Source organism: Streptomyces sp. Ru62 (assembly GCF_002920615.1).
Classification (GTDB): Bacteria; Actinomycetota; Actinomycetes; order Streptomycetales; family Streptomycetaceae; genus Streptomyces.
In genome coordinates, this window is record NZ_PQSU01000010.1 from 229,351 (window position 1) to 249,459 (window position 20,109).

Here is a 20,109-nt window from a genome sequence, read left to right on the forward strand (position 1 = left end):
GTTAGACTCGGCCTTTGGCACCTTTGTGTCCTTCACAGGCCAGTACGCAGAGTCGGTCACGGGGACCATCCAGCCAATCGGAAGCACGGGAAGAGATGTCGGCACCCAATAAGTCGTACGACCCTGTCGAGGTCGAGGCGTTGAAACCGGAAGAGATCGAGCGCATGCGGGACGAGGCGCTCGCCGCCTTCGCCGCCGCGGACTCCCTCGACGCGCTCCACGAGGCCAAGGTCGCCCACACCGGCCCCGCCTCCCCGCTGGCCCTCGCCAACCGCGAGATCGGCGCACTGCCCCCGCACGCCAAGGCCGACGCCGGCAAGCGCGTCGGCATGGCCCGCGGCGCCGTGAACAAGGCCCTGGCGGGCCGCCAGGCCGAGCTTGAGGCCGAACGGGACGCCCGCGTGCTGGTCGAGGAGGACGTCGACGTCACGCTGCCGTACGACCGCGTCCCGGCCGGCGCCCGCCACCCGCTGACCACGCTCTCGGAGCGCATCGAGGACATCTTCGTGGCCATGGGCTACGAGGTCGCCGAGGGCCCGCAGGTCGAGGCGGAGTGGTTCAACTTCGACGCCTTGAACATCGGCCCGGACCACCCGGCGCGCGGTGAGGCCGACACCTTCTTCGTCCAGGGGCCCGACGGCGGCGCCGAGTCCGGCGTCGTGCTGCGCACGCACACCTCGCCGGTCCAGATCCGTTCGCTGCTCGACCGTGAGCTCCCGGTCTACGTGATCTGCCCGGGCCGCGTCTACCGCACCGACGAGCTGGACGCCACGCACACGCCCGTCTTCCACCAGGTCGAGCTGCTCGCCGTGGACGAGGGCCTGACCATGGCCGACCTCAAGGGGACCCTGGACCACATGGTCCAGTCGCTGTTCGGCGAGGGCATGAAGACCCGGCTGCGGCCGAACTTCTTCCCCTTCACCGAGCCGAGCGCCGAGATGGACATGCTCTGCTACGTCTGCAAGGGCGAGTCCGTCGGCAATCCCGACCGGCCCTGCCGCACCTGCTCCAGCGAGGGCTGGATCGAGCTGGGCGGCTGCGGCATGGTCAACCCGCGGGTGCTCACCGCCTGCGGCGTCGACCCGGAGAAGTACAGCGGCTTCGCCTTCGGGTTCGGCATCGAGCGGATGCTGATGTTCCGCCACAACGTCGAGGACATGCGAGACATGGTCGAGGGTGACGTCCGGTTCACCCGGCCGTTCGGGATGGAGATCTGATGCGGGTCCCGCTTTCTTGGCTGCGGGAGTACGTCGACCTGCCGGCCACCGAGACCGGCCGTGACGTCCAGGCCAAGCTGATTTCGGCCGGTCTGGAGGTCGAGACGGTCGAGCAGCTCGGCGCCGACCTCAAGGGCCCCCTGGTCGTCGGCCAGGTGCTGACCATCGAGGAGCTGGAGGGCTTCAAGAAGCCGATCCGCTTCTGCACCGTCGACGTCGGCCGGGCCAACGGCACGGGCGAGCCCCAGGAGATCGTCTGCGGCGCCCGCAACTTCCAGGTCGGCGACAAGGTCGTCGTGGTCCTCCCCGGCGCCACGCTGCCCGGCGGCTTCTCCATCTCCGCCCGCAAGACCTACGGCAAGACGTCCCACGGCATGATCTGCTCCAGCGACGAGCTGGGCATGGGCGACGACGGCACCCACGGCATCATCGTGCTGCCGCCGGAGACCGAGGTCGGCAAGGACGCCATCGAGCTGCTGGAGCTGGTCGACGAGGTCCTGGACATCGCCGTCACCGCCAACCGCGGCGACTGCCTGTCCATCCGCGGTGTCGCGCGCGAGACCGCCATCGCCTACGGCCTGCCGCTGCGCGACCCCGCCCTGATCGACGTCCCCGCGCCGAACGCCTACGGCTACCCGGTCCAGGTCTCCGACCCGTTCGGCTGCGACCGCTTCACCGCGCGCACGGTCACCGGCCTGCGCCCCGAGGCACGCTCCCCGATCTGGCTCCAGCGCCGGCTCCAGAAGGTCGGCATGCGCCCGATCTCGCTCGCCGTCGACGTCACGAACTACGTGATGATGGAGCTGGGACAGCCGCTGCACGCCTACGACCGGTCCCTGGTCCAGGGCACCATCGGCGTGCGCCGCGCGCAGGAGGGCGAGAAGCTCGTCACCCTCGACGGCGTCGAGCGCAAGCTGCACGCCGAGGACCTGGTCATCACCGACGAGCGCGGCCCCATCGGCCTCGCCGGGGTGATGGGCGGCGCCAACACGGAGATCGCCGACCACGAGATCACCGAGGACGGCGTCAACGGCACGACCGACGTCGTCATCGAGGCCGCCCACTTCGACGCCGTCTCCATCGCCCGGACGGCCCGCCGCCACAAGCTGCTCTCCGAGGCGTCCCGCCGCTTCGAGCGGGGTGTCGACCCGCAGGCCGCCGCTGCCGCCGCGCAGCGCACGGTGGACCTGCTGGTCCTCCTCGCGGGCGGTACGGCGGAGGCCGGCGTCACCGAGATCATCGCGCCCTCGGCCCCGCACACCATCACCCTCCCGGCCGGCCACCCGGACAAGGTCGCGGGCGTCGACTACGGCCGCGAGACGGTCGTACGCCGTCTCCAGCAGGTCGGCTGCGACGTGTACGGACAGGACGAGCTGCTGGTCACCGTGCCGTCCTGGCGTCCCGACCTGGTCGACCCGAACGACCTGGCCGAAGAGGTGATCCGTCTGGAGGGCTACGAGAACCTGCCCTCCACGCTGCCCAAGCCGCCCTCGGGCCGCGGCCTGACCCACCGCCAGCGGCTGCACCGCCGGGTCGGCCGGGCGCTGGCCGGCGCGGGCTACGTCGAGGCGCCGAACTACCCGTTCGTCAGCGAGCAGGTCTTCGACCAGCTCGGGCTGGAGGCCGGTGACCCGGCCCGCCGCGTCGTGAAGCTGGTCAACCCGCTCAGCGACGAGGAGCCGGCGCTGCGCACGACGCTGCTGCCGGGGCTGCTCGGCGCCCTGCGCCGCAACGACGGCCGGGGCTCGCACGACCTCGCCCTGTTCGAGACCGGGCTGGTCTTCCTGCCGCGTGAGGAATCGCGCGGCGCCACGCACCTGCCCGTCGACCGGCGTCCCACCGACGAGGAGATCGCCGCGCTGAACGCCGCGCTGCCCGAGCAGCCCCGGCACGTGGCCGTCGTCCTCGCCGGCGCCCGTGAGCAGGCCGGCTGGTGGGGCAAGGGCCGTCCGGCCGACTGGGCCGACGCGGTCGAGGCGGGGCGTGCCGTCGCCCGGGAAGCCGGTGCCGAACTGATCGTCCGCAAGGGCCAGTACGGTCCGTGGCACCCCGGCCGGTGCGCCGAGCTGGTGGTCGTCGCCGACGGCGCGGAGCAGGTCGTGGGCCATGCGGGAGAACTGCACCCGCGGGTCCTCAAGGCCCTGGGGCTGCCCGAGCGCACGTGCGCGATGGAGCTGAACCTGGATGCCCTGGAGGCGGTGGGCGACGGCGTTCCGCAGGCGCCGGGCATCTCCACGTTCCCGGTCGCCACGCAGGACGTCGCCCTCGTCGTCGACAAGCCGGTCCCGGCCGTGGAGGTCGAGGCGGCGCTGCGTGAGGGTGCCGGTGAGCTGCTGGAGTCCATCCGGCTGTTCGACGTGTACGAGAACGCCGAGCAGCTCGGGGAGGGCCGGAAGTCGCTCGCGTACGCGCTGCGGTTCCGGGCCGCCGACCGCACGCTGACCGTGGACGAGGCTTCGGCCGCGCGGGACGCGGCGGTCGCCCTCGCCGGCGAGCGGACCGGGGCGGTGCTCCGGGGCTGAACGCCTCCGCCAGCTGCATAAATGCGGGTTGACCGACGGAAGCTCACTCGTTCGGGTGGGAAGTGAGGGTGATCCTCCCCGTCCGGGTCATGCCGTCGACAGAATCGGACCGGCCTTTCGGGGCCGGTCCGATTCCTCTGTCAGGCCCATATGGGGGACCAGAGGCATGATCCGCATCAAGGCACGGGCGCCCACCGGGCGGGTGGCAGTACTGCCCACGGTCTGGGGAGCCGTCGCGGTCGGCTACAAGTTCGGCTGTCCGCTCGCCCAGCAGAACGGGCTCGGGGCCCGCATCGTCACCAGTGCCGTGTTCTTCGCCGTCGGCACCGGCCTCATAGTCCATGTCCGCCGCTCCCTGCTGCGAGAGCTGCGGCTCGCCCGGCGGGCGGCGAACGCCGCGCAGGACGTCGTCCTGCGTCCGCTGCCGCCACGCCTCGACGGGATCGACGTCGCCGCCGCCCAGCTCTCCGCCGACCGGGGTGCGAGCGTCGGCGGCGATCTGTACGAGGCCATCGCCACGGAACACGGGGTCCGGGTGGTGATGGGGGACGTACGGGGGCACGGGCTGGCCGCCCTCGGTACCGTCGCCGCCCTCCTCGGCAGCTTCCGCGAGGCCGCCCACGACGAACCCGGACTCGACCGCGTGCTCCGCAGACTGGACCGCGCCCTCGCCCGCCACCTGCGCGAACGCGCCCGCGCCGAGCACCCCGCGAACGGCTCCGCCGACCCCGACCACCCGGTCGCCGAGGAGTTCGTCACCGTGCTCCTGATGGAGATCGGCGGGGACGGCGACCTGCGCGTCCTCAACTGCGGCCATCCGTGGCCGTACGCGCTGAGGGGAACCGCGGTCGAGCAGCTCACCGGCGGGGACCCTCTTCCGCCGCTGGGTCCGTTTCCGCTGCCGACGGAGCTGGAGGTGCTGTCCTGCGGCCGACTGGATCCGGGGGAGTCGCTGGTCCTCTTCACGGACGGTGCCGAGGACGCGCGGGACGGCCAGGGACGGTTCTTCCCGCTGCCGGAAGCCTTGCGCGAGGCCGTACGTGACCACCCGGTCTCACCCCAGGCGGTCCTGCGCACCGTCTTCACCGGCCTCCTGCGCCACACGGTCGGCAGGACCACGGACGACGTCGCGGTACTGGTGCTGCGCAACGGCCGGAGAGGGGCGCACTGCAACTCCTCGGGAACCGGGCGCCCGGCCGCCACGCACCCGCAGCCGACGACATACCGCTAGGGTCTTGGAACAGCACACCTAGGCCCCGTCGGCCCCGGCCAAGCCGCCGTCGTTCGAGGGGGAGCCGGCGGCTTGGCCGGCCTCTTGCGAGGCATCTCAGTCAACCGGATGGACACGCTGCGCAACAGCGCGCGTACGCCACGGATACGGGCACTCCGTTCACACCCCGTGTGAACGCCGGGCCACTACGCTGACCGCACCAGGCCACTCGGGGGGCATCCCATGCAGCCCAACACCCTGCTCGACGCCATCCTGGACGAGGCGGGCATCTCGCACGCCGGTCTCGCCGCCCACGTCAACCAGGCGGGCCGCAGACGCGGACTCGCGCTGCGGTACGAACACACCGCCGTGGCACGCTGGTTGAAGGGCCAGCGGCCCCGCGGCCAGGTCCCGGACCTGATCTGCGAGGTGCTCGCGGCACGGCTGCAACGCCCCGTCACGCTCGACGACATCGGGCTCGGCGTGCCCGGTGAGCCCAGCACCCCGCACGCCGGTTCGCTGGGCGGGTTCGTGGAGCGGGCCACCGCCCTGTGGCGCTCGGACGAACAGCAGCGGCCCCATGTGCTCGGCGCCCCGGCCGTCACCGGGACCCCCGCGGTGATGCCGGTGTGGGAGTGGGAGAACCCGCCCGAGGACGTCGACGTCTCCCGGGGCGGCCGGCACCCGGTCACCACGGCCGACATCGAGATGCTGCGCGCCGCCCGGACGCACTACGAGCAGATGTACCGCAAGGCCGGTGGCATCGCGACCCGGACACGGATCGTCGGGTTCCTCAACGCCGAGGCCGCGCCGCTGCTGCGCGGCAGCTACACCGACGCCACCGGCCGTCAACTGCACCGGGCCACGGGCGGGTTGGTGGCGATCGCGGGCATCTGCGCCTACGACTCCGACGCGCACGGACTCGCCCAGCGCTACTTCCATCAGGCGCTGCGGCTGGCCAAGGCCAGCGGCGACCGGGGCCTCGGTGCGTACGTCATCGCACTGCTGGTCAACCAGTCGTTGTTCATGCGGGAGTACCGGCAGGCCGTCGCCTTCGCCGAGGCCGCCCTGCGTGCCGCCGGCCGGCACATCACCCCGGCGCTCGCCTCCGACCTGTACGCGATGCAGGCCAAGGCGTACGCGCACCTCGGGGACAGCGGCAGCGCGCTGTCCTGCATCCGGCGGGCGGAGACGGCGGCCGAGCGGATCCGGCGGGGCTACGAGCCCGACGAGACCGGGTACGTGCAGCCGGGCCTGGTCAACGTGCAGGTGGCCGAGGCGCTGTTGAGCCTCGGGGAACTCGCCGCCGCCCGGGAACACGCGGCGGCGGCCGTCGACAACCCGGCCCACGACCGGGGACGGGTGCACCGGCTGGCCATGCTCAGCACCATCGAACTGCGCCAGGGCAACGCCGACAAGGCCGTCGCCACCGCCGTGCAGATGGCGGAGCAGGCACGGGGAATGGAGTCCCAGCGGCTGCGCGACAGACTGCGCGCGGTGCGCGAGCATCTGGTGCGTTGCGGCTCGGCCGGCACCGCCGAAGCCGCCGAACTCATCGACGGGGCACTGCGCGTACCCCTGTAGGCCCCCTGTGGGCACACCGTCCCTGCTGCGATATTGCCACTTACTCGGCGGAAGGTGGCAGAACCGTGCAGTGGACGAAACAAAGCGAACAAACCGTATATGAAAACCGCTGGTTCAGCGTCAATCTCGCGGATGTCGAGCTGCCGGACGGCCGGCACCTCGACCACTTCCTGATCCGGCTGCGCCCCGTGGCCGTGGCCACGGTGGTCAACGAGGCGAACGAGGTGCTGCTGCTGTGGCGGCACCGCTTCATCACCGACAGCTGGGGCTGGGAGCTGGCCGCGGGCGTCGTCGAGGACGGCGAGGACATCGCGAGCGCGGCGGCCCGGGAGCTGGAGGAGGAGACCGGCTGGCGGCCGGGGCCCCTGCACCACCTGATGAGCGTGGAGCCGTCCAACGGCCTCACCGACGCCCGGCACCACGTCTACTGGTCCGACCGGGGCGAGTACGTCGGACACCCCGTGGACGACTTCGAGTCGGACCGTCGGGAATGGGTCCCCCTGAAAGTCGTCCCCGACCTGATCGCCCGTGGGGAGGTCCCGGCCGCCAACATGGCGGCCGCGTTACTCCTGCTGCACCACCTCAGGCTCGCCGAAGGCCGGTGAGCCGGCGGCTAGTGGGTCGCCAGCGCCTGCCAGACCGTCACCACCAGCGCACCGAGCGCGGTCAGCGCGGCAAGCGAGGGCAGCGGCCAGCGTGCGTGTTCCAGCGAGGCCATCCGGGTGTTCAGCTCGTCCAGCTCCTTGGCGGTCTCCTCGGTACGGTGACGCAGCAGCGCCAGTCCTCCCTCGACACGGGCATAGGCCACGTCGAGGCGGCGCCGTAACTCTGCGAGTTCTCCATGGACCACGGGATGCTCCGGTTCGGCGGTCACAGGTCCGCTCCTTTCGGTGGTCGAAATGGATGGTTCCGCATCCCTTGCATGCGCATGATGAGTCAACTCGCCTGGTGGGCGCGTGGGGAGCGTGTGCGAAGGGCATATGCGTGCCCGGCGCGCACACGGTGTGTGAAACAGATGGGCCCGGCACCGAAATCCGGTGCCGGGCCCGCGGCCGTCGCTCTCCGTGATCAGCCGTACGTGTAGAAACCGGAGCCGGTCTTCCGGCCGAGCCGGCCCGCCTCCACCATGCGCTGGAGCAGCGGGGGAGCGGCGTACAGCGGCTCCTTGTACTCGGCGTACATCGAGTTGGCGATGGAGACGATGGTGTCCAGGCCGATCAGGTCGGACAGCTTCAGCGGACCCATCGGGTGGGCGCAGCCCATCTCCATGCCGTTGTCGATGTCCTCGCGGCTCGCGATGCCCGACTCGAACATCCGGATCGCGGACAGCAGGTACGGCACGAGCAGCGCGTTCACCACGAAGCCGGAGCGGTCCTGGGCGCGGATGGCGTGCTTGCCGAGCACCTTCTCGGCGAAGACCTGGGCGCGGCTGAGCGTGCCCTCGGAGGTGGTGAGCGCCGGGATCAGCTCGACCAGCTGCTGCACCGGGGCCGGGTTGAAGAAGTGGACGCCGACGACGTGGTCCGGGCGGGAGGTGGCGACCGCCAGCTTCACCAGCGGGATCGAGGAGGTGTTGGAGGCCAGGATCGCGTCCGGCCGGGTGACCACCTGGTCGAGCACCTGGAAGATCTCGGTCTTCACCTGCTCGTTCTCGACGACGGCCTCGATCACCAGGTCCCGGTCGGCGAACTCGCCGAGGTCGGTGGTGAAGCTCAGCCGCGCCTGGGTGGCGTCCCGCTCCTCCTCGGTGATCTTGCCGCGCTCGGCCGCCTTGGCCAGGGAGTTGTACAGCCGGGTACGGCCGATCTCCAGGGCTTCGCCGGTGGTCTCGGCGACCTTCACGTCCAGTCCCGCGCGGGCGCACACCTCGGCGATGCCCGCGCCCATCTGGCCGCAGCCCACGACTCCGACGCGCTCGATGTCGGTCACATCGTTCCCTTCGCTGAGTTCTCCGGCTCGCTGGCAGACCTCCGGGTTCGGCGCCTGCTCCGATCGTGCACGTTACCGCCAAGTATCGATGATCGATCGCCGGGGTGGGGGCATCCTGAACCGCGGAACGATCCGTGACGGAGCGGATCCGGAGCGTATGGGGGTGTGCCGATGGGGCGCATGTCGCGGCGGACCTTCGCCCTGGGCGCGCTGTCCACCCTGGCGACGGCACCGGCCGTGCCGACGAGGAGTCCGGCGATCCCGGAGCCGGGCCGGGCCGGTCCGGTGCGGCACCCCACCGACCGCGCCGCGCGCGCGAGCACCGGGATGCGGGGCGTCTGGATCGCGACCGTGGTCAACCGGGACTGGCCCTCGCGGACCGGCCTCACGGCGAGCGCGCAGCGCAAGGAGCTCGTCGCCCACCTCGACCGCGCGGTCCGCGACCGGCTCAACACGGTGATCCTCCAGGTGCGGCCCACGGCCGACGCGCTGTGGCCGTCGCCGTACGAACCCTGGTCCGAGTACCTCACCGGCACCCAGGGCAGGCACCCGGGCTGGGACCCGCTCGGCACGGCCGTGACGGAGGCGCACGCCCGGGGCCTGGAGCTGCACGCCTGGTTCAACCCGTACCGGATCGCCCAGCACACCGAACCCGGCCGGCTGGCCGCCTCGCACCCGGCCCGCAGGCACCCCGACTGGGTGGTGCCCTACGGCGGCCGGCTCTACTACAACCCCGGCCTGCCCGAGGTCCGCGCCTTCGTGCAGCAGGCGATGCTCGACGCGGTCGCCCGCTACCCGGTCGACGCCGTCCACTTCGACGACTACTTCTACCCCTATCCGGTCGACGGGCAGACCTTCGACGACGACGACGCGTACGACCGCCACGGCGGCGCCTTCTCCTCCCGGGCCGCCTGGCGCCGGGACAACACCGACACCCTGGTACGGGAGATGGCCGCCGGCATCAAGCGGGTACGGCCCGGCACCCGGTTCGGGGTCAGCCCCTTCGGGGTGTGGCGCAACGCGTCGACCGACCCGCGCGGCTCCGACACCCAGGCGGGCGTGGAGACGTACGACGACCTGTACGCGGACACCCGCGCCTGGGTCCGCAACCACTGGATCGACTACATCGTCCCGCAGCTCTACTGGCACATCGGGTACTCCGCCGCCGACTACGCCCGGCTCCTGGCGTGGTGGGCGGAGGTCGCGAAGGGCACCAGGACCCATCTGTACATCGGCGAGGCCCTGTACCGGGCGGGCGCCGCCGGAGAGTCGTCGGCCTGGCGGGACCCGGTCGAGCTGTCCCGGCACCTGACCCTCGCCGCCCGGTACCCGCAGGTGCGCGGGCACGTGTTCTTCGCCGCGGCGGACCTGGCGGCCGATCCGATCGGGGCGATGGCACGGGTGGTCGCCGACCACTACCCGGGGCCGGCGGAGCCACCGCGCTGACTACTGCTGTTGCTCGTCCTTGTGCTTGACCTGGCAGTCGGGCCCGGGGGACATGATCGCCTCGTGCCCGTCCTCGAAACGGACGCGGTACGGCGGGTTGCCCTCCTGCCCGAGCACTTCTACGACTTCCGAGACGTGGTCGTGCTGACCCACCACCCGGCCGTGCTGGACCAGCTTGTCGCCCTTGGATGCGCGCATCTACAGGCCCTCCTCACGATCACGACCGCTGAGTGACGGCGATGCACACGAGCACGGCGAGGGCGGTCAGGGGAGCGGCCACCGTGAAGTGCTCGCCCAGCAGCAGCGCCGACCACACCAGTGTGAGCAGGGGCTGAGCCAACTGCAACTGGCTGGCCCGGGGGATGCCGATGGCCGCCATCCCCCGGTACCAGACGACCAGGCCGAGGAACTGCGAACCCAGCGCCACCCACACCAGGCCGGCGACCCCGTGCACGCTCAGGTGCACCGGCTCGTACGACAGCGCCAGCGCCGCGGCCGGCACGGTCAGCGGCAGGCACAGCACCAGCGCCCAGCCGATGACCTGCCAGCCCGGCATGATCCGGGCCAGCCGGCCGCCCTCCGTGTACCCGGCCGCGCACACCAGCAGCGCGCCGAAGAGGTAGGCGTCGGCCGCGGTGAGCGCCCCACCGCTCTGGCCGACGGTGAAGGCGAGCACCGCCGCCGCGCCCGCCACGGCCGCCAGCCAGAACCGGCGGGAGGGCCGGGCGCCGGTGCGCAGGGCCGAGAACACCGCGGTGGTCAGCGGCAGCAGACCCACCACGACGGCCGCGTGGGCGGTGGTGGACGTCTGGAGCGCGAGCGTGGTCAGCATCGGGAAGCCGAGCACCACTCCGGCGGCGACCACGGCGAGCCCGGCCAGATGCCGCCGAGCCGGAAGCCGTACCCGCAGGGCGAGCAGACAGCCGCCGGCGACGAGCGCGGCGAGGACACCGCGCACCGCCACCAGCGACCACGGGCCGAAGCTCTCCAGGCCCCAGGCGGTCGCGGGGAAGGTCAGCGAGAAGGCGACCACGCCGAGGGCGGCCTGGACGGTGCCGAGTCCCCGGAACTCCCCGGAGGCGGTGACTGCTATCGAACTCGTGGCGGTAGCGCTACTCTGTACTCTCATGCATGAGCGTAGCAGTGTGGGTGAGCTGGCGGAACAGTTGCGGAGAGAGCTCGACCGCTACTCTCCTGGTGGAAAGCTCCCGTCGAGCCGGGCGCTGGTCGAGCGGTTCCGGGTGAGCCCCGTGACCGTCTCCCGGGCGCTCGCCCAGCTCGCCGCCGAGGGCCTGGTGGTCACCCGGCCGGGTGCGGGCGCCTTCCGGGCCCGGCCGCGGCGGAGCGAGACCCCGGCCGGGGACACCTCCTGGCAGGAGGTCGCGCTGAGTGCCGACGGCGCCGCCGACCTCGTACCCCGCACGGTGGACGCCTCCGGCGTCACGGTCTCGCTGGCCGCACCACCCCCCGGGGTCCTGGAGCTCAGCGGCGGCTATCTGCACCCCTCGCTCCAGCCGGAGCGCGCCATGGCGGCGGCCCTGGCCCGGGCCGGGCGGCGCCCCGGCGCCTGGGGGAGACCGCCACTGGAAGGGCTGCCGGAGCTGCGGGAGTGGTTCGCGCGTGGGATCGGCGGCGCCGTCACCGCGGCCGAGGTGCTGATCGCGGCGGGCGGGCAGGCCGCGCTGGCCACCGCCCTGCGGGCGCTCGCCCCGCCCGGCGCCCCGGTGCTGGTGGAGTCACCCACCTACCCCGGCATGCTGGCCCTCGCCCGCGCGGCCGGACTGCGGCCCGTCCCGGTGCCCGTCGACCCCGACGGGGTCCGCCCGGACCTGCTCGCGGACGCCTTCCACGCCACCGGGGCCCGTGTCTTCGTCTGCCAGCCGCTGTTCCAGAACCCCACCGGCGCCGTGCTGGCTCCCGCCCGGCGCACCGAGGTCCTGCGCATCGCCCGCGAGGCCGGCGCGTTCGTCGTCGAGGACGACTACGTCCGCCGGCTCGTGCACGCCGACGCCGCCCCGCTGCCCCGCCCCCTGGCCGCCGACGACCCGGACGGTGTGGTCGTCCATGTCGGCTCGCTGACCAAGGCGACCTCGCCCAGCTTCCGGGTGAGCGCCCTGGCCGCGCACGGCCCGGTGCTGGAACGGCTGCGCGCCATCCAGGTCGTGGACAGCTTCTTCGTCCCCCGGCCGCTCCAGGAGGCCGCCCTGGAACTCGTCGGCTCCCCGGCCTGGCCCCGCCACCTGCGGGCGTTGTCGGCCGAGCTGAAGACCCGACGTGACGCCCTGACCAGCGCCCTCGCCCGGCGGCTTCCCGAGCTCGCCCTGCCGCACATCCCGTCCGGCGGCTACCACCTGTGGGTGCGCCTGCCCGACGGTGCCGTCGGCTCCGGGGGAGAGGCCGCGCTGACCGCGGCGGCCCTGCGCGCCGGCGTCGCCGTCACCCCGGGCCGCCCCTACTTCAGCGCCGAACCCCCCGCGGCCCACCTCCGCCTGAGCTTCGCGGCGGTCGCCGGCACCGGGGAGATCGCGGAGGGGGTGCGGCGGCTGCGGGCGGCGTACGACGAGACCGTGCGAAATCCGCTCGTCACCGAGCAGCCGGGCCTGTGAGGATCGCCGCATGAGCGATACACCTGACCTTCCCGAGGGGTACGAGTTCTCCGCCGACTCCGGCCGGGTCGACGTGGAGCGCGTGCACGGCTGGCTGTCGTCCGACGCGTACTGGGCGATCGGCCGTCCGCGCGAGAAGCACCAGCGGGCGATGGCGTCCTCGCTGAACTTCGGGGTGTACGACACGGCCTCGGGGGAGCAGGTGGCGTACGCGCGCGTGGTCACCGACCAGGCGCTCTTCGCCTGGCTCGCCGATGTGTACGTCGACCCCGCGGTCCGTGGGAAGGGCGTCGGCACGGCGTTCGTCGCCCGGATCCGCGGCCACCTGGAGCCGCTCGGCCTGCGCCGGCTGCTGCTGGCGACGCAGGACGCGCACGGGGTCTACGAGAAGCTGGGCTTCCGGCCGCTGGACCGTCCCGAGCTGTACATGGTGCACACCTTCGGGCAGACGGCCGACGCCTGACCGCGCACCCTCTCTTGACCTGCTGCTCGCCGGGGCCCACCATCACCGCATGCCACTGAGGGTGACGTTCGTCGCCGCCGCGCGCGGTGCCGCGCTGCTCGCGGAGCGCTTCGAGGACGACCGGCCGCTGGACCAGGGCGGCTGGGACGAGGTGCAGCGCGTCGCCGGGGACCTGCTGCCGCTGGCCGCGGCCGAGTTGCGCTACTGCTCGCCGACGCCGCGCAGCCGGGCCACCGGCGACGCCCTGGGGTACGCCCCGCTGGTCCAGCTGGCGCTGCGGGACTGCGACATGGGGCGCTGGCGGGGGCTGACGCTGGGCGAGGCGATGGCCCGGGAGCCGGAGGCGGTGGACGCCTGGCTCGCCGACCCGCGGTCCACCCCGCACGGCGGCGAGTCGCTGCTGGCGTTCATCTCCCGGGTCGGCGGCTGGCTGGACACCCGGCCGGCGGACGACGGCGGCCGGATCGTCGCGGTGGCCGAGCCGTCCGTTATCCGGGCGGCCCTGGTCTACGCCCTGAAGGCGCCTCCCTCGACCTACTGGAACATCGACGTCCGCCCGCTGTCCACGACGACGGTCACGGGCCGCGCCGGCCGCTGGAACCTCCGCTTCGACGGCGTCCCGGCCCAGGCGCGCCGCTAGGGCCTGTTCCGATCCTCCCGGCGCCGCGGGGTCTGGCCCGCACATCCGCCGCGTTGTCGTCGGTCGCCCACGCTGCGCGTCACCACCTCTGCGGACGGCGCGCCTGTCCGGTCGCTCCTTCGCGCACGTAGTCGGTGGTGAGGACGAGGTCCTTCGCCGGCCCGCCGACCCGCCACACCGTGCGCCAGTGGTCGGCGTCCCGGACGGTGAACTCGCCGCGGTAGAGGTCGGCCGCGCAGGGGTGGTCGGCGACGTACCGGCCCGTGGTCAGGTCCAGTTCGTGGAAGGGCCGCCCGTCCGCGAACCGCACGTCGGCCCGGCCAGGCCCGGTCCCCGGCAGGAAGCGCAGGGTCCGGGTGGCGGGCCGTGCCACCCCCTGCCAGGTGAAGGTGCCGGACTCCTCGTGCAGCAGGCCGCCGCCGTCCAGCGCGGTGAAGACGGTCGTCCCCGTGAAGTGCCCCTCGTCCCCGCTCGCCAGGTCCCGCACGTCGCGCTCGACGTGCCAGCGCCCGGCCAGATGGGCCAGCACGTCGGGCACCGGCCAGAACTCACGCATGCCCCGGAGCTTACGCGGCCCCCGCCCCGCACCATTGACGCGCTCATGCCCCTTCCCCTCGTGCGTTCGAAGTGCTGACCAATGTCTGATATTTCGAACAACGAGCCGCGGAGTATCCATGTCACGCACCGCCCGCTGGAGACTCGGCCTGGGCACGAGCGCTGTCCTGCTCGCCGCGGCCGCCCAAGAAATCCGGCGAGGAAGGTGTCCTCGTCGCCTTCGGCGTCAAGGACACCGGGAACTACTACTGGTGGAACATCAGCGGCTGGAACAACACCCGGACCGCCGTGGAGCAGGCCGTGGACGGCGGCAAGTCCACGCTGGTCTCCAAGGCCGGATCGGTCGAGACCGGCCGCGCCTACGACGTCGACATCAAGGTGCGCGGCCGCCAGGTCAGCCTGTACCTCGACGGCGAGGAGTGGGGCGGCTTCACCGACGACAAGCCGGCCGAACCGTTCCGCCAGGTCGTCACCCGGGACACGAAGACCGGCGAGCTGATCGTCAAGGTCGTCAACGCCCAGTCCGCCGCGGCCCGTACGGCCGTCGACCTCGGCGGTGCCGACGTCGCGCCGCAGGCGAAGGTGACGACACTCGCCGCCGCGCCGGACGCGGTGAACACCGAGACGTCCACGGCGGTCGCCCCGCGGACGTCCACCTTCACGGGGGCCGCCGACCGGTTCACGTACACCTTCCCGGCGAACTCCGTCACCTTCCTGAGGATCAGGCAGAGGTAGCCGCGGGCGCGGGCTGCTGTCCCATCGGCAGCAGCCCGTGCTCGGCGAAGACCTTCTTCGCCGTGAAGGTGGCGTTGAGCGCCTTCGGCATGCCGCAGTAGACGGCGGAGTGCAGCAGCGCCTCCGTGATCTCCTCGGGCGTGAGCCCGACGTTCAGGGCCGCGTTCACGTGCACGTCCAGCTGGGCCTCGCAGCCGCCGAGCGCGGTGAGCATGCCCAGCGTGACCAGCTGGCGGTCGCGCGGGGCGAGCCCGGGCCGGTCGTAGATCTCCCCGAAGGCCCAGGCGACGACCTGGTGCCCCAGCTCCGGGCTGATGTCGGCGAGCGAGTCCACGACCCGCTGCCCGGCCTCGCCGTCGACCTTCCGCAGGACCTCCAGGCCGTGGGCGAAACGCTCGTCACGGGTGCTGCTGTGTTCGTTGCTCATGACCGCAACCGTAGGAGCTGGAGCACACTCCAACGCAAGCGCGCTGCCGGTCACCCCCCGAAGTACTTCTGCGCCGCTCGGACGCCGTCCACCAAGGCGTCCACCTCCTCCGGCGTGTTGTAGACGTAGAAGCTCGCCCGGGTGGTCGCCGGGATGCCGTAGCGGCGGACGACCGGGCGGGCGCAGTGGTGGCCGACGCGGACGGCGACGCCCCGCTCGTCCAGCACCTGGCCGACGTCGTGCGGGTGGATGCCGTCGACCGTGAAGGAGACGGCCGAGCCCCGGTCGGTGAGGTCGGCGGGACCGACCACCCGGACCCCGGGCACCTCGGCGAGCAGCTGAAGGGCGCGGGCGGTGAGCGCGTCCTCGTGCGCCGCCACCTCGGCCATGCCCAGCCGCTCCAGGTACTCCACCGCCGCCGCGAGCCCCACCGCCTGCGCGGTCATGGGCACACCCGCCTCGAAGCGCTGCGGCGGCGGCAGGAAGGTGGTGCGGTCCATCTCCACGATCTCGATCATCGAGCCGCCGGTCAGGAACGGCGGCAGCCCGGCGAGGAGCTCGGCGCGGCCCCACAGCACGCCGACGCCGTTCGGGCCGAGCATCTTGTGCCCGGAGAAGGCGAGGAAGTCCGCGCCCAGCCCACCCACGTCGACCGGGCGGTGCGGGACGGACTGGGCACCGTCCACGACCACCAGGGCGCCGTGCGCGTGCGCGCGGTCGGCGAGTGCGCGCACCGGGTTCAGCGTGCCCAGGACGTTGGACTGGTGGGTGAGCGCGAGCACCCTGGTGCGCTCGTCGAGCAGCTCGTCCGTCCGGGACAGATCGAGGCGGCCGTCGTCGGTGAGGCCGAACCAGTCGAGCGTCGCGCCGGTCCGCTCGGCGAGCTGCTGCCAGGGGACCAGGTTCGCGTGGTGCTCCATCTCGGTCACCACGATCCGGTCGCCGGGGCCGAGCCGGCCGGCGTTGCCCAGCGCGTAGGCGACCAGGTTGATGCCCTCGGTGGTGTTCTTGGTGAAGACCACCTCGTCGTCGGCCGCGCCGATGAACCGGGCGACCGTCTGCCGGGCCTGTTCGTACGCCTCCGTCGCCTCGCCCGCCAGCTGGTGCGCGCCGCGGTGCACGGCCGCGTTGTGCGTGAGGTAGAAGTCCCGCTCGGCGTCCAGCACCTGGAGCGGCTTCTGGGTGGTCGCCCCGGAGTCCAGGTAGACGAGCGGCGCGCCGCTCGCCACTGTCCGCCGAAGGATCGGGAAGTCCTTGCGCAGCGCGTCCACGTCGAAGCCCACGACGGCTCACCTCTCACGGTTTTGTACTCGGTTCTCCGTGAGACACGCTAAGACCTCCTCACGGAGAACCGCAAGGATTACCATGAGAGCCGTGGATCACGAGGCCCCCGTCTACCTGCACCGGCTCCCCGTCCCCGGCGAGGACCGTTACGCCGCGCTGGCGCTGGTCAACACGCGGTTCACGGTCAGCCACGGCCAGGTCGACCTGCTCGACGACGCCGAGGCCGCGCATCTGTGGCTGGTCCGGCACGCGCTGCTGCCCGACCGGGTGAGCCTGAACGGCAGGCAGTCCGGCCGGCTGAGGACCCTGCGCGAGGCGCTGCGGGCCCTGTTCGCCGCCCGGGCCACCGGAGCGCGGCCGCCCGCCGACGCCCTCGACACCCTCAACGCCACCCTCGCCGCCGCCCCCGCCACCCCACGGCTGGCCTGGACCGCCGACGGCCCCCGCCGCGCCGACGTCCCCGACTCCGGCAACCCGGCCGCCGCCGCGCTCTCCCAGCTCGCCGAGGACGCCACCGACCTGCTCACCGGCGCCGACGCGGACCTGCTCACCGAGTGCGCCGCCCAGGGGTGCGCCCGCTGGTTCCTGCGCTCCCACGGCGCCCGTCGCTGGTGCACCACCAAGTGCGGCAACCGGGTCCGGGCGGCCCGGGCCTACGCGGCCCGCAAAGCCGGTTCACCCTGAGAACACCTCTCGGAAAGCGAATGTTTTCCGAGTGGACATGTAATTCACGCGGTGTTTCCCGTATTCGGAAGATGTCGCCTCACTTTTCGATGAGCGCACAACCATCCGGAATCACGCTCCGTCTAAGTCGGCGAATCGATGGGGCACACATTCTGCGAGGACCGCCGAAAATGCACCGCAATACAACGCCCGGCGAAAATGACACGGCGCACGGGAACCCGCCGCGACACCCGGACAGGAACAGGGTGTGAAAGCGATCCCCCGGTCGCGGCAGGCCGCCGCCCTGCTCGCCGCCGCCGTCACGGTCACCGCGTTCTGCGCCGGTGACGCACTGGCGCGCAGCTATCCCTTCGGCCCCCGCACCCGCAGCGTCAACGACCTCGGCAACCAGTACGTGCCCTTCCACGCCCACCTGTGGGACCTGCTGCACGGCAGGGCCCACGGCGGCCTCCTCGTCAACTGGCAGTCCGGCTACGGCACGAGCTTCCTGCCCGACCTCGGCACCTACCTCGGCAGCCCCTACGCCCTGCTCGTCGCCCTCTTCCCGCGCGACGAGATCGACCTCGCCGTCTACGTCGTCACGCTCCTGAAGACCGCCACCGCCGCGGCGGCCATGGCCTGGCTGCTGCTCACCCTGCGGCCGGGCCGCTGGTGGGCGGCGGGCCTGCTCGGCGCCGCGTACGCGCTGTGCGGCTGGAGCACGGCCGACGCCTCCTACAACCCGATGTGGCTCGACGGCCTGATCGCCCTGCCGCTGCTGTGCCTGGTCGGCGAGTGGGCGCTCACCGGACGCCGGCGCCTGACCGGCGTCCTGATCGTCGCTCTCGCCTGGACCGCCAACTTCTACACCGCCTACATGGCCACCCTCGGCGCCGCCCTGGTCCTGCTGCTGCGCCTGCTGCTCGCCCGGCCGCCGCGCCGGCAGGCGCTCGCCGCGGCCGGCCGCGCCACCCTCGCCACCGCCCTCGGCATCGGCCTCGCCGCCCCGCTCGTGACGGTCGTCTACTTCGGCACGAAGCACGCCTACCCCGGACGCGTACGCCAGTTCGCCCCCGTACCCACCGAGGACGTGGCCGCCCGGCTGCTGCCCGCGACCTACGGCTTCGGCTCCCCGGCCCTCTACGTCGGCATCACCGCCCTGCTCCTCGCGCTCGCCCTGCCCTTCCACCGCGCGGTCCCGGTCCCGGTGCGCGCCGGCTGGACGGCGCTGGCGCTCCTGGTGGGCCTCTCCCTCCAGTGGGGCCCCACCCATCTGCTGTGGCACGCCTTCGCCACCCCGCAGGGCAGCCCCTACCGGCAGACGTTCGTGCTGTGCGGCCTGCTCGTCGTCGCCGCCTGGCACGCCGTGGCGTACGGCCTGCCCGACCGGCGCGCCCTGGCTGCCGCGACCGCCCTGCTCCTGCTGATCGTCGCCGTCGCGAGCCGCAGCGCGCTCGTCCGGCCGTACACCTGGCCGGTGCTGCTGCTCGCCCTCGCGGGCGCCGTCGGCGGCCTGGTCCTGCTGGGCCGCGCCGGGCACCGCGCCCGGCTCGCCGGGCTGGCCGTCGTCCTGCTCCTCGGCGCCCAGGTGGGCGAGACGGCCGCCACCTCGGCCGTGGCCACCCGGCTGCGCCTGGGGCACCTGGACGACTACGAGCCCTGGGGCGAGCGGCAGGAGACGCAGGCGGCGGCGATCGCCCAGGCCGACGACTGGCCGCGGTACCGCACCGACCCCGGCCGCGAGCAGACCGTCGGCAACGACCCGCTGCTGGTGGGCGGCGAGGGCGCCCAGTACTACAGCAGCCTGACCCCGGACGTCCTCAGCCGCACCCTCACCGCCCTCGGCGACGGCTGGACCTCGCGCGGCCGCAACCTGCAGAGCCTGGACAACGCCGTCACGGACGTCGTCTTCTCCGTCGGCGCCCGGGTGCACTCCCCGCCCGACCCGCACCAGAAGTACCTCTCCCCGCAGGCCGGCCCGGTGACCGTCACCCGCCGGGACGTCCCGCCCCTGGTCACCGTCCGGGCCGCGCCCGACAGGACACCGTTCGGACCGTCGCCGTACCGCAACCAGGAACTGCTGCTCGGCAGCCGCGTCTACACCGTGCCCCGCGTCACCGTGCTCGACGACGACGGGCGGCCGGTACCGTCCCGCCGGGTCGGCACCGGGAACGCCCTGGCCCGGCCGGTGATCACCGCCCGGTGCCCGGCCGGCACCCAGGTCCACCTCTGGGCCCCGCACTTCTCCGGCACCGCGCGGCTGGCCGGCGCCGGGGAGTCCGCCCGGTTCCGGTTCGAGTTCCCGCGCAACCGCGCCGCCCTGGAGCCGCTCGGCACCGCCCCCGCCTCGGGGTCGCTGCGGATCGAGCTGACCCCGGACCGGCCCGGCCGCATCCCGTCCGCCGCCGTCGGCTGCCTGGACACGGCCCGGCTGGCCGACGCCGCCGCCCGTCTGAAGGCGACCGGCGCGACCGAGGTGACCGTCTCCGGCGCCACGGTGCGGGCCCGGCTGCGCGCCGGCAGCAAGGGCATCGCGGTCGTCGCGGCTCCCCGGATCGCCGGCTGGCGCTGCGCCACCGGCGACGGACCCGAGCGGCCCGCCGACGCCTTCCACGGTCTGATCGCCGTGCCCCTCGACGGCACCGCCACCAGCCTGACCTGCACCTTCCACCCACCCGGCCTACGGCTGGGCACGACCGTGGGCGCCGCCTCGCTGCTGACGCTCGTCCTGCTCACCGCCCTCACCGCCGTCCGCCGCCGGCGCGCCTCGGCGCCGCCCACGACCACATCACCGCGCGAGCGCGTGACCACCGCTTCCTGACCGCGCC

At 73.0% G+C, this 20,109-nt stretch carries 18 protein-coding genes and 1 pseudogene; 12 read left to right on the forward strand and 7 right to left on the reverse strand.

The window, feature by feature from the left end:
- The first annotated feature begins 95 nt into the window (after positions 1 to 95).
- The 5 genes from pheS (at position 96) to C3492_RS16040 (ending at position 7,138) form a co-directional block, all read left to right on the forward strand.
- Positions 96 to 1,217: a phenylalanine--tRNA ligase subunit alpha gene (gene pheS / locus C3492_RS16020; RefSeq protein ID WP_103812429.1), complete on the forward strand. Its 1,122-nt coding sequence runs from the start codon at positions 96 to 98 to the stop codon at positions 1,215 to 1,217.
- Positions 1,217 to 3,739, forward strand: a complete 2,523-nt coding sequence (gene pheT, locus C3492_RS16025) for a phenylalanine--tRNA ligase subunit beta (RefSeq protein ID WP_103812430.1) — start codon at positions 1,217 to 1,219, stop codon at positions 3,737 to 3,739. The genes pheS and pheT overlap by 1 nt, the downstream gene beginning before the upstream one ends.
- A 166-nt stretch (positions 3,740 to 3,905) precedes the next feature.
- A complete protein-coding gene (locus C3492_RS16030; RefSeq protein WP_103812431.1) occupies positions 3,906 to 4,970 on the forward strand; it encodes a PP2C family protein-serine/threonine phosphatase in 1,065 nt (354 codons plus the stop codon).
- A 222-nt stretch (positions 4,971 to 5,192) separates the two neighbouring features.
- A complete protein-coding gene (locus tag C3492_RS16035; protein WP_103812432.1) occupies positions 5,193 to 6,533 on the forward strand; it encodes a transcriptional regulator in 1,341 nt (446 codons plus the stop codon).
- 65 nt (positions 6,534 to 6,598) lie between these two features.
- Entirely contained in the window at positions 6,599 to 7,138 is a 540-nt protein-coding gene (locus tag C3492_RS16040; RefSeq protein ID WP_103812433.1) for an NUDIX hydrolase, read from the forward strand.
- 8 nt (positions 7,139 to 7,146) lie between these two features.
- Here C3492_RS16040 and C3492_RS16045 read toward each other — a convergent pair whose 3' ends face one another.
- A complete protein-coding gene (locus C3492_RS16045; RefSeq protein WP_103812434.1) occupies positions 7,147 to 7,407 on the reverse strand; it encodes a hypothetical protein in 261 nt (86 codons plus the stop codon).
- A 194-nt stretch (positions 7,408 to 7,601) separates the two neighbouring features.
- Complete coding sequence (locus C3492_RS16050; protein WP_103812435.1) at positions 7,602 to 8,462, reverse strand: 3-hydroxybutyryl-CoA dehydrogenase; 861 nt, start codon at positions 8,460 to 8,462, stop codon at positions 7,602 to 7,604.
- A 171-nt stretch (positions 8,463 to 8,633) separates the two neighbouring features.
- Here C3492_RS16050 and C3492_RS16055 point away from each other — a divergent pair, with 171 nt between their 5' ends.
- Positions 8,634 to 9,908: a family 10 glycosylhydrolase gene (locus tag C3492_RS16055; RefSeq protein ID WP_181140386.1), complete on the forward strand. Its 1,275-nt coding sequence runs from the start codon at positions 8,634 to 8,636 to the stop codon at positions 9,906 to 9,908.
- On the opposite strand, the gene C3492_RS16060 is transcribed toward C3492_RS16055, so the two are convergent.
- Complete coding sequence (locus C3492_RS16060) at positions 9,909 to 10,106, reverse strand: DUF1918 domain-containing protein (RefSeq protein WP_103812437.1); 198 nt, start codon at positions 10,104 to 10,106, stop codon at positions 9,909 to 9,911.
- 19 nt (positions 10,107 to 10,125) lie between these two features.
- Positions 10,126 to 11,037 carry a DMT family transporter gene (locus C3492_RS16065; RefSeq protein WP_181140387.1) on the reverse strand — a complete coding sequence of 304 codons (912 nt, stop codon included), beginning with the start codon at positions 11,035 to 11,037 and terminating at the stop codon, positions 10,126 to 10,128.
- On the opposite strand from C3492_RS16065, the gene C3492_RS16070 reads away from it, so the two are divergent.
- From C3492_RS16070 to C3492_RS16080, 3 genes are read left to right on the forward strand one after another with little or no spacing between them, the layout of a single operon-like run.
- Entirely contained in the window at positions 11,036 to 12,514 is a 1,479-nt protein-coding gene (locus tag C3492_RS16070) for a PLP-dependent aminotransferase family protein (protein WP_181140388.1), read from the forward strand. The two genes, C3492_RS16065 and C3492_RS16070, sit on opposite strands and share 2 nt — an antisense overlap.
- 10 nt (positions 12,515 to 12,524) lie before the next feature.
- Entirely contained in the window at positions 12,525 to 12,977 is a 453-nt protein-coding gene (locus tag C3492_RS16075; RefSeq protein ID WP_103812439.1) for a GNAT family N-acetyltransferase, read from the forward strand.
- Between the two features lie 49 nt (positions 12,978 to 13,026).
- The gene (locus tag C3492_RS16080) at positions 13,027 to 13,617 is read left to right on the forward strand and encodes a histidine phosphatase family protein (protein ID WP_103812440.1); all 591 of its coding nucleotides are present in this window, start codon (positions 13,027 to 13,029) and stop codon (positions 13,615 to 13,617) included.
- A 79-nt stretch (positions 13,618 to 13,696) separates the two neighbouring features.
- Here C3492_RS16080 and C3492_RS16085 read toward each other — a convergent pair whose 3' ends face one another.
- Positions 13,697 to 14,173 carry a DUF6314 family protein gene (locus C3492_RS16085; RefSeq protein ID WP_103812441.1) on the reverse strand — a complete coding sequence of 159 codons (477 nt, stop codon included), beginning with the start codon at positions 14,171 to 14,173 and terminating at the stop codon, positions 13,697 to 13,699.
- A 134-nt stretch (positions 14,174 to 14,307) separates the two neighbouring features.
- Between C3492_RS16085 and C3492_RS16090 the strand changes: the two are divergent.
- A pseudogene (locus C3492_RS16090) lies at positions 14,308 to 14,907 on the forward strand (alpha-L-arabinofuranosidase C-terminal domain-containing protein); the annotation flags it as partial.
- Here C3492_RS16090 and C3492_RS16095 read toward each other — a convergent pair.
- A complete protein-coding gene (locus tag C3492_RS16095; RefSeq protein WP_103812442.1) occupies positions 14,894 to 15,334 on the reverse strand; it encodes a carboxymuconolactone decarboxylase family protein in 441 nt (146 codons plus the stop codon). The pseudogene C3492_RS16090 and the gene C3492_RS16095 sit on opposite strands and share 14 nt — an antisense overlap.
- A gap of 50 nt (positions 15,335 to 15,384) precedes the next feature.
- The gene (locus C3492_RS16100; RefSeq protein ID WP_103812443.1) at positions 15,385 to 16,617 is read right to left on the reverse strand and encodes a cysteine desulfurase; all 1,233 of its coding nucleotides are present in this window, start codon (positions 16,615 to 16,617) and stop codon (positions 15,385 to 15,387) included.
- Positions 16,618 to 16,699: 82 nt separating this feature from the next.
- Between C3492_RS16100 and C3492_RS16105 the strand changes: the two genes are divergently transcribed.
- Positions 16,700 to 17,302: an ABATE domain-containing protein gene (locus C3492_RS16105; RefSeq protein WP_258055731.1), complete on the forward strand. Its 603-nt coding sequence runs from the start codon at positions 16,700 to 16,702 to the stop codon at positions 17,300 to 17,302.
- Between the two features lie 247 nt (positions 17,303 to 17,549).
- Positions 17,550 to 20,102, forward strand: a complete 2,553-nt coding sequence (locus tag C3492_RS16110; protein WP_103812445.1) for a YfhO family protein — start codon at positions 17,550 to 17,552, stop codon at positions 20,100 to 20,102.
- Positions 20,103 to 20,109 lie beyond the last annotated feature (7 nt).

Excerpts from the sequence above, each read along its gene's own strand:
- pheS (WP_103812429.1), top strand. The coding sequence starts at position 96 with ATGTCGGCACCCAATAAGTCGTACGACCCTGTCGAGGTCGAGGCGTTG.
- pheT (WP_103812430.1), top strand. The coding sequence starts at position 1,217 with ATGCGGGTCCCGCTTTCTTGGCTGCGGGAGTACGTCGACCTGCCGGCC.
- C3492_RS16030 (WP_103812431.1), top strand. The coding sequence starts at position 3,906 with ATGATCCGCATCAAGGCACGGGCGCCCACCGGGCGGGTGGCAGTACTG.
- C3492_RS16035 (WP_103812432.1), top strand. The coding sequence starts at position 5,193 with ATGCAGCCCAACACCCTGCTCGACGCCATCCTGGACGAGGCGGGCATC.
- C3492_RS16055 (WP_181140386.1), top strand. The coding sequence starts at position 8,634 with ATGGGGCGCATGTCGCGGCGGACCTTCGCCCTGGGCGCGCTGTCCACC.
- C3492_RS16060 (WP_103812437.1), bottom strand. The coding sequence starts at position 10,106 with ATGCGCGCATCCAAGGGCGACAAGCTGGTCCAGCACGGCCGGGTGGTG.
- C3492_RS16070 (WP_181140388.1), top strand. The coding sequence starts at position 11,036 with ATGCATGAGCGTAGCAGTGTGGGTGAGCTGGCGGAACAGTTGCGGAGA.
- C3492_RS16065 (WP_181140387.1), bottom strand. The coding sequence starts at position 11,037 with ATGAGAGTACAGAGTAGCGCTACCGCCACGAGTTCGATAGCAGTCACC.
- C3492_RS16075 (WP_103812439.1), top strand. The coding sequence starts at position 12,525 with ATGAGCGATACACCTGACCTTCCCGAGGGGTACGAGTTCTCCGCCGAC.
- C3492_RS16080 (WP_103812440.1), top strand. The coding sequence starts at position 13,027 with ATGCCACTGAGGGTGACGTTCGTCGCCGCCGCGCGCGGTGCCGCGCTG.
- C3492_RS16085 (WP_103812441.1), bottom strand. The coding sequence starts at position 14,173 with ATGCGTGAGTTCTGGCCGGTGCCCGACGTGCTGGCCCATCTGGCCGGG.
- C3492_RS16095 (WP_103812442.1), bottom strand. The coding sequence starts at position 15,334 with ATGAGCAACGAACACAGCAGCACCCGTGACGAGCGTTTCGCCCACGGC.
- C3492_RS16105 (WP_258055731.1), top strand. The coding sequence starts at position 16,700 with ATGAGAGCCGTGGATCACGAGGCCCCCGTCTACCTGCACCGGCTCCCC.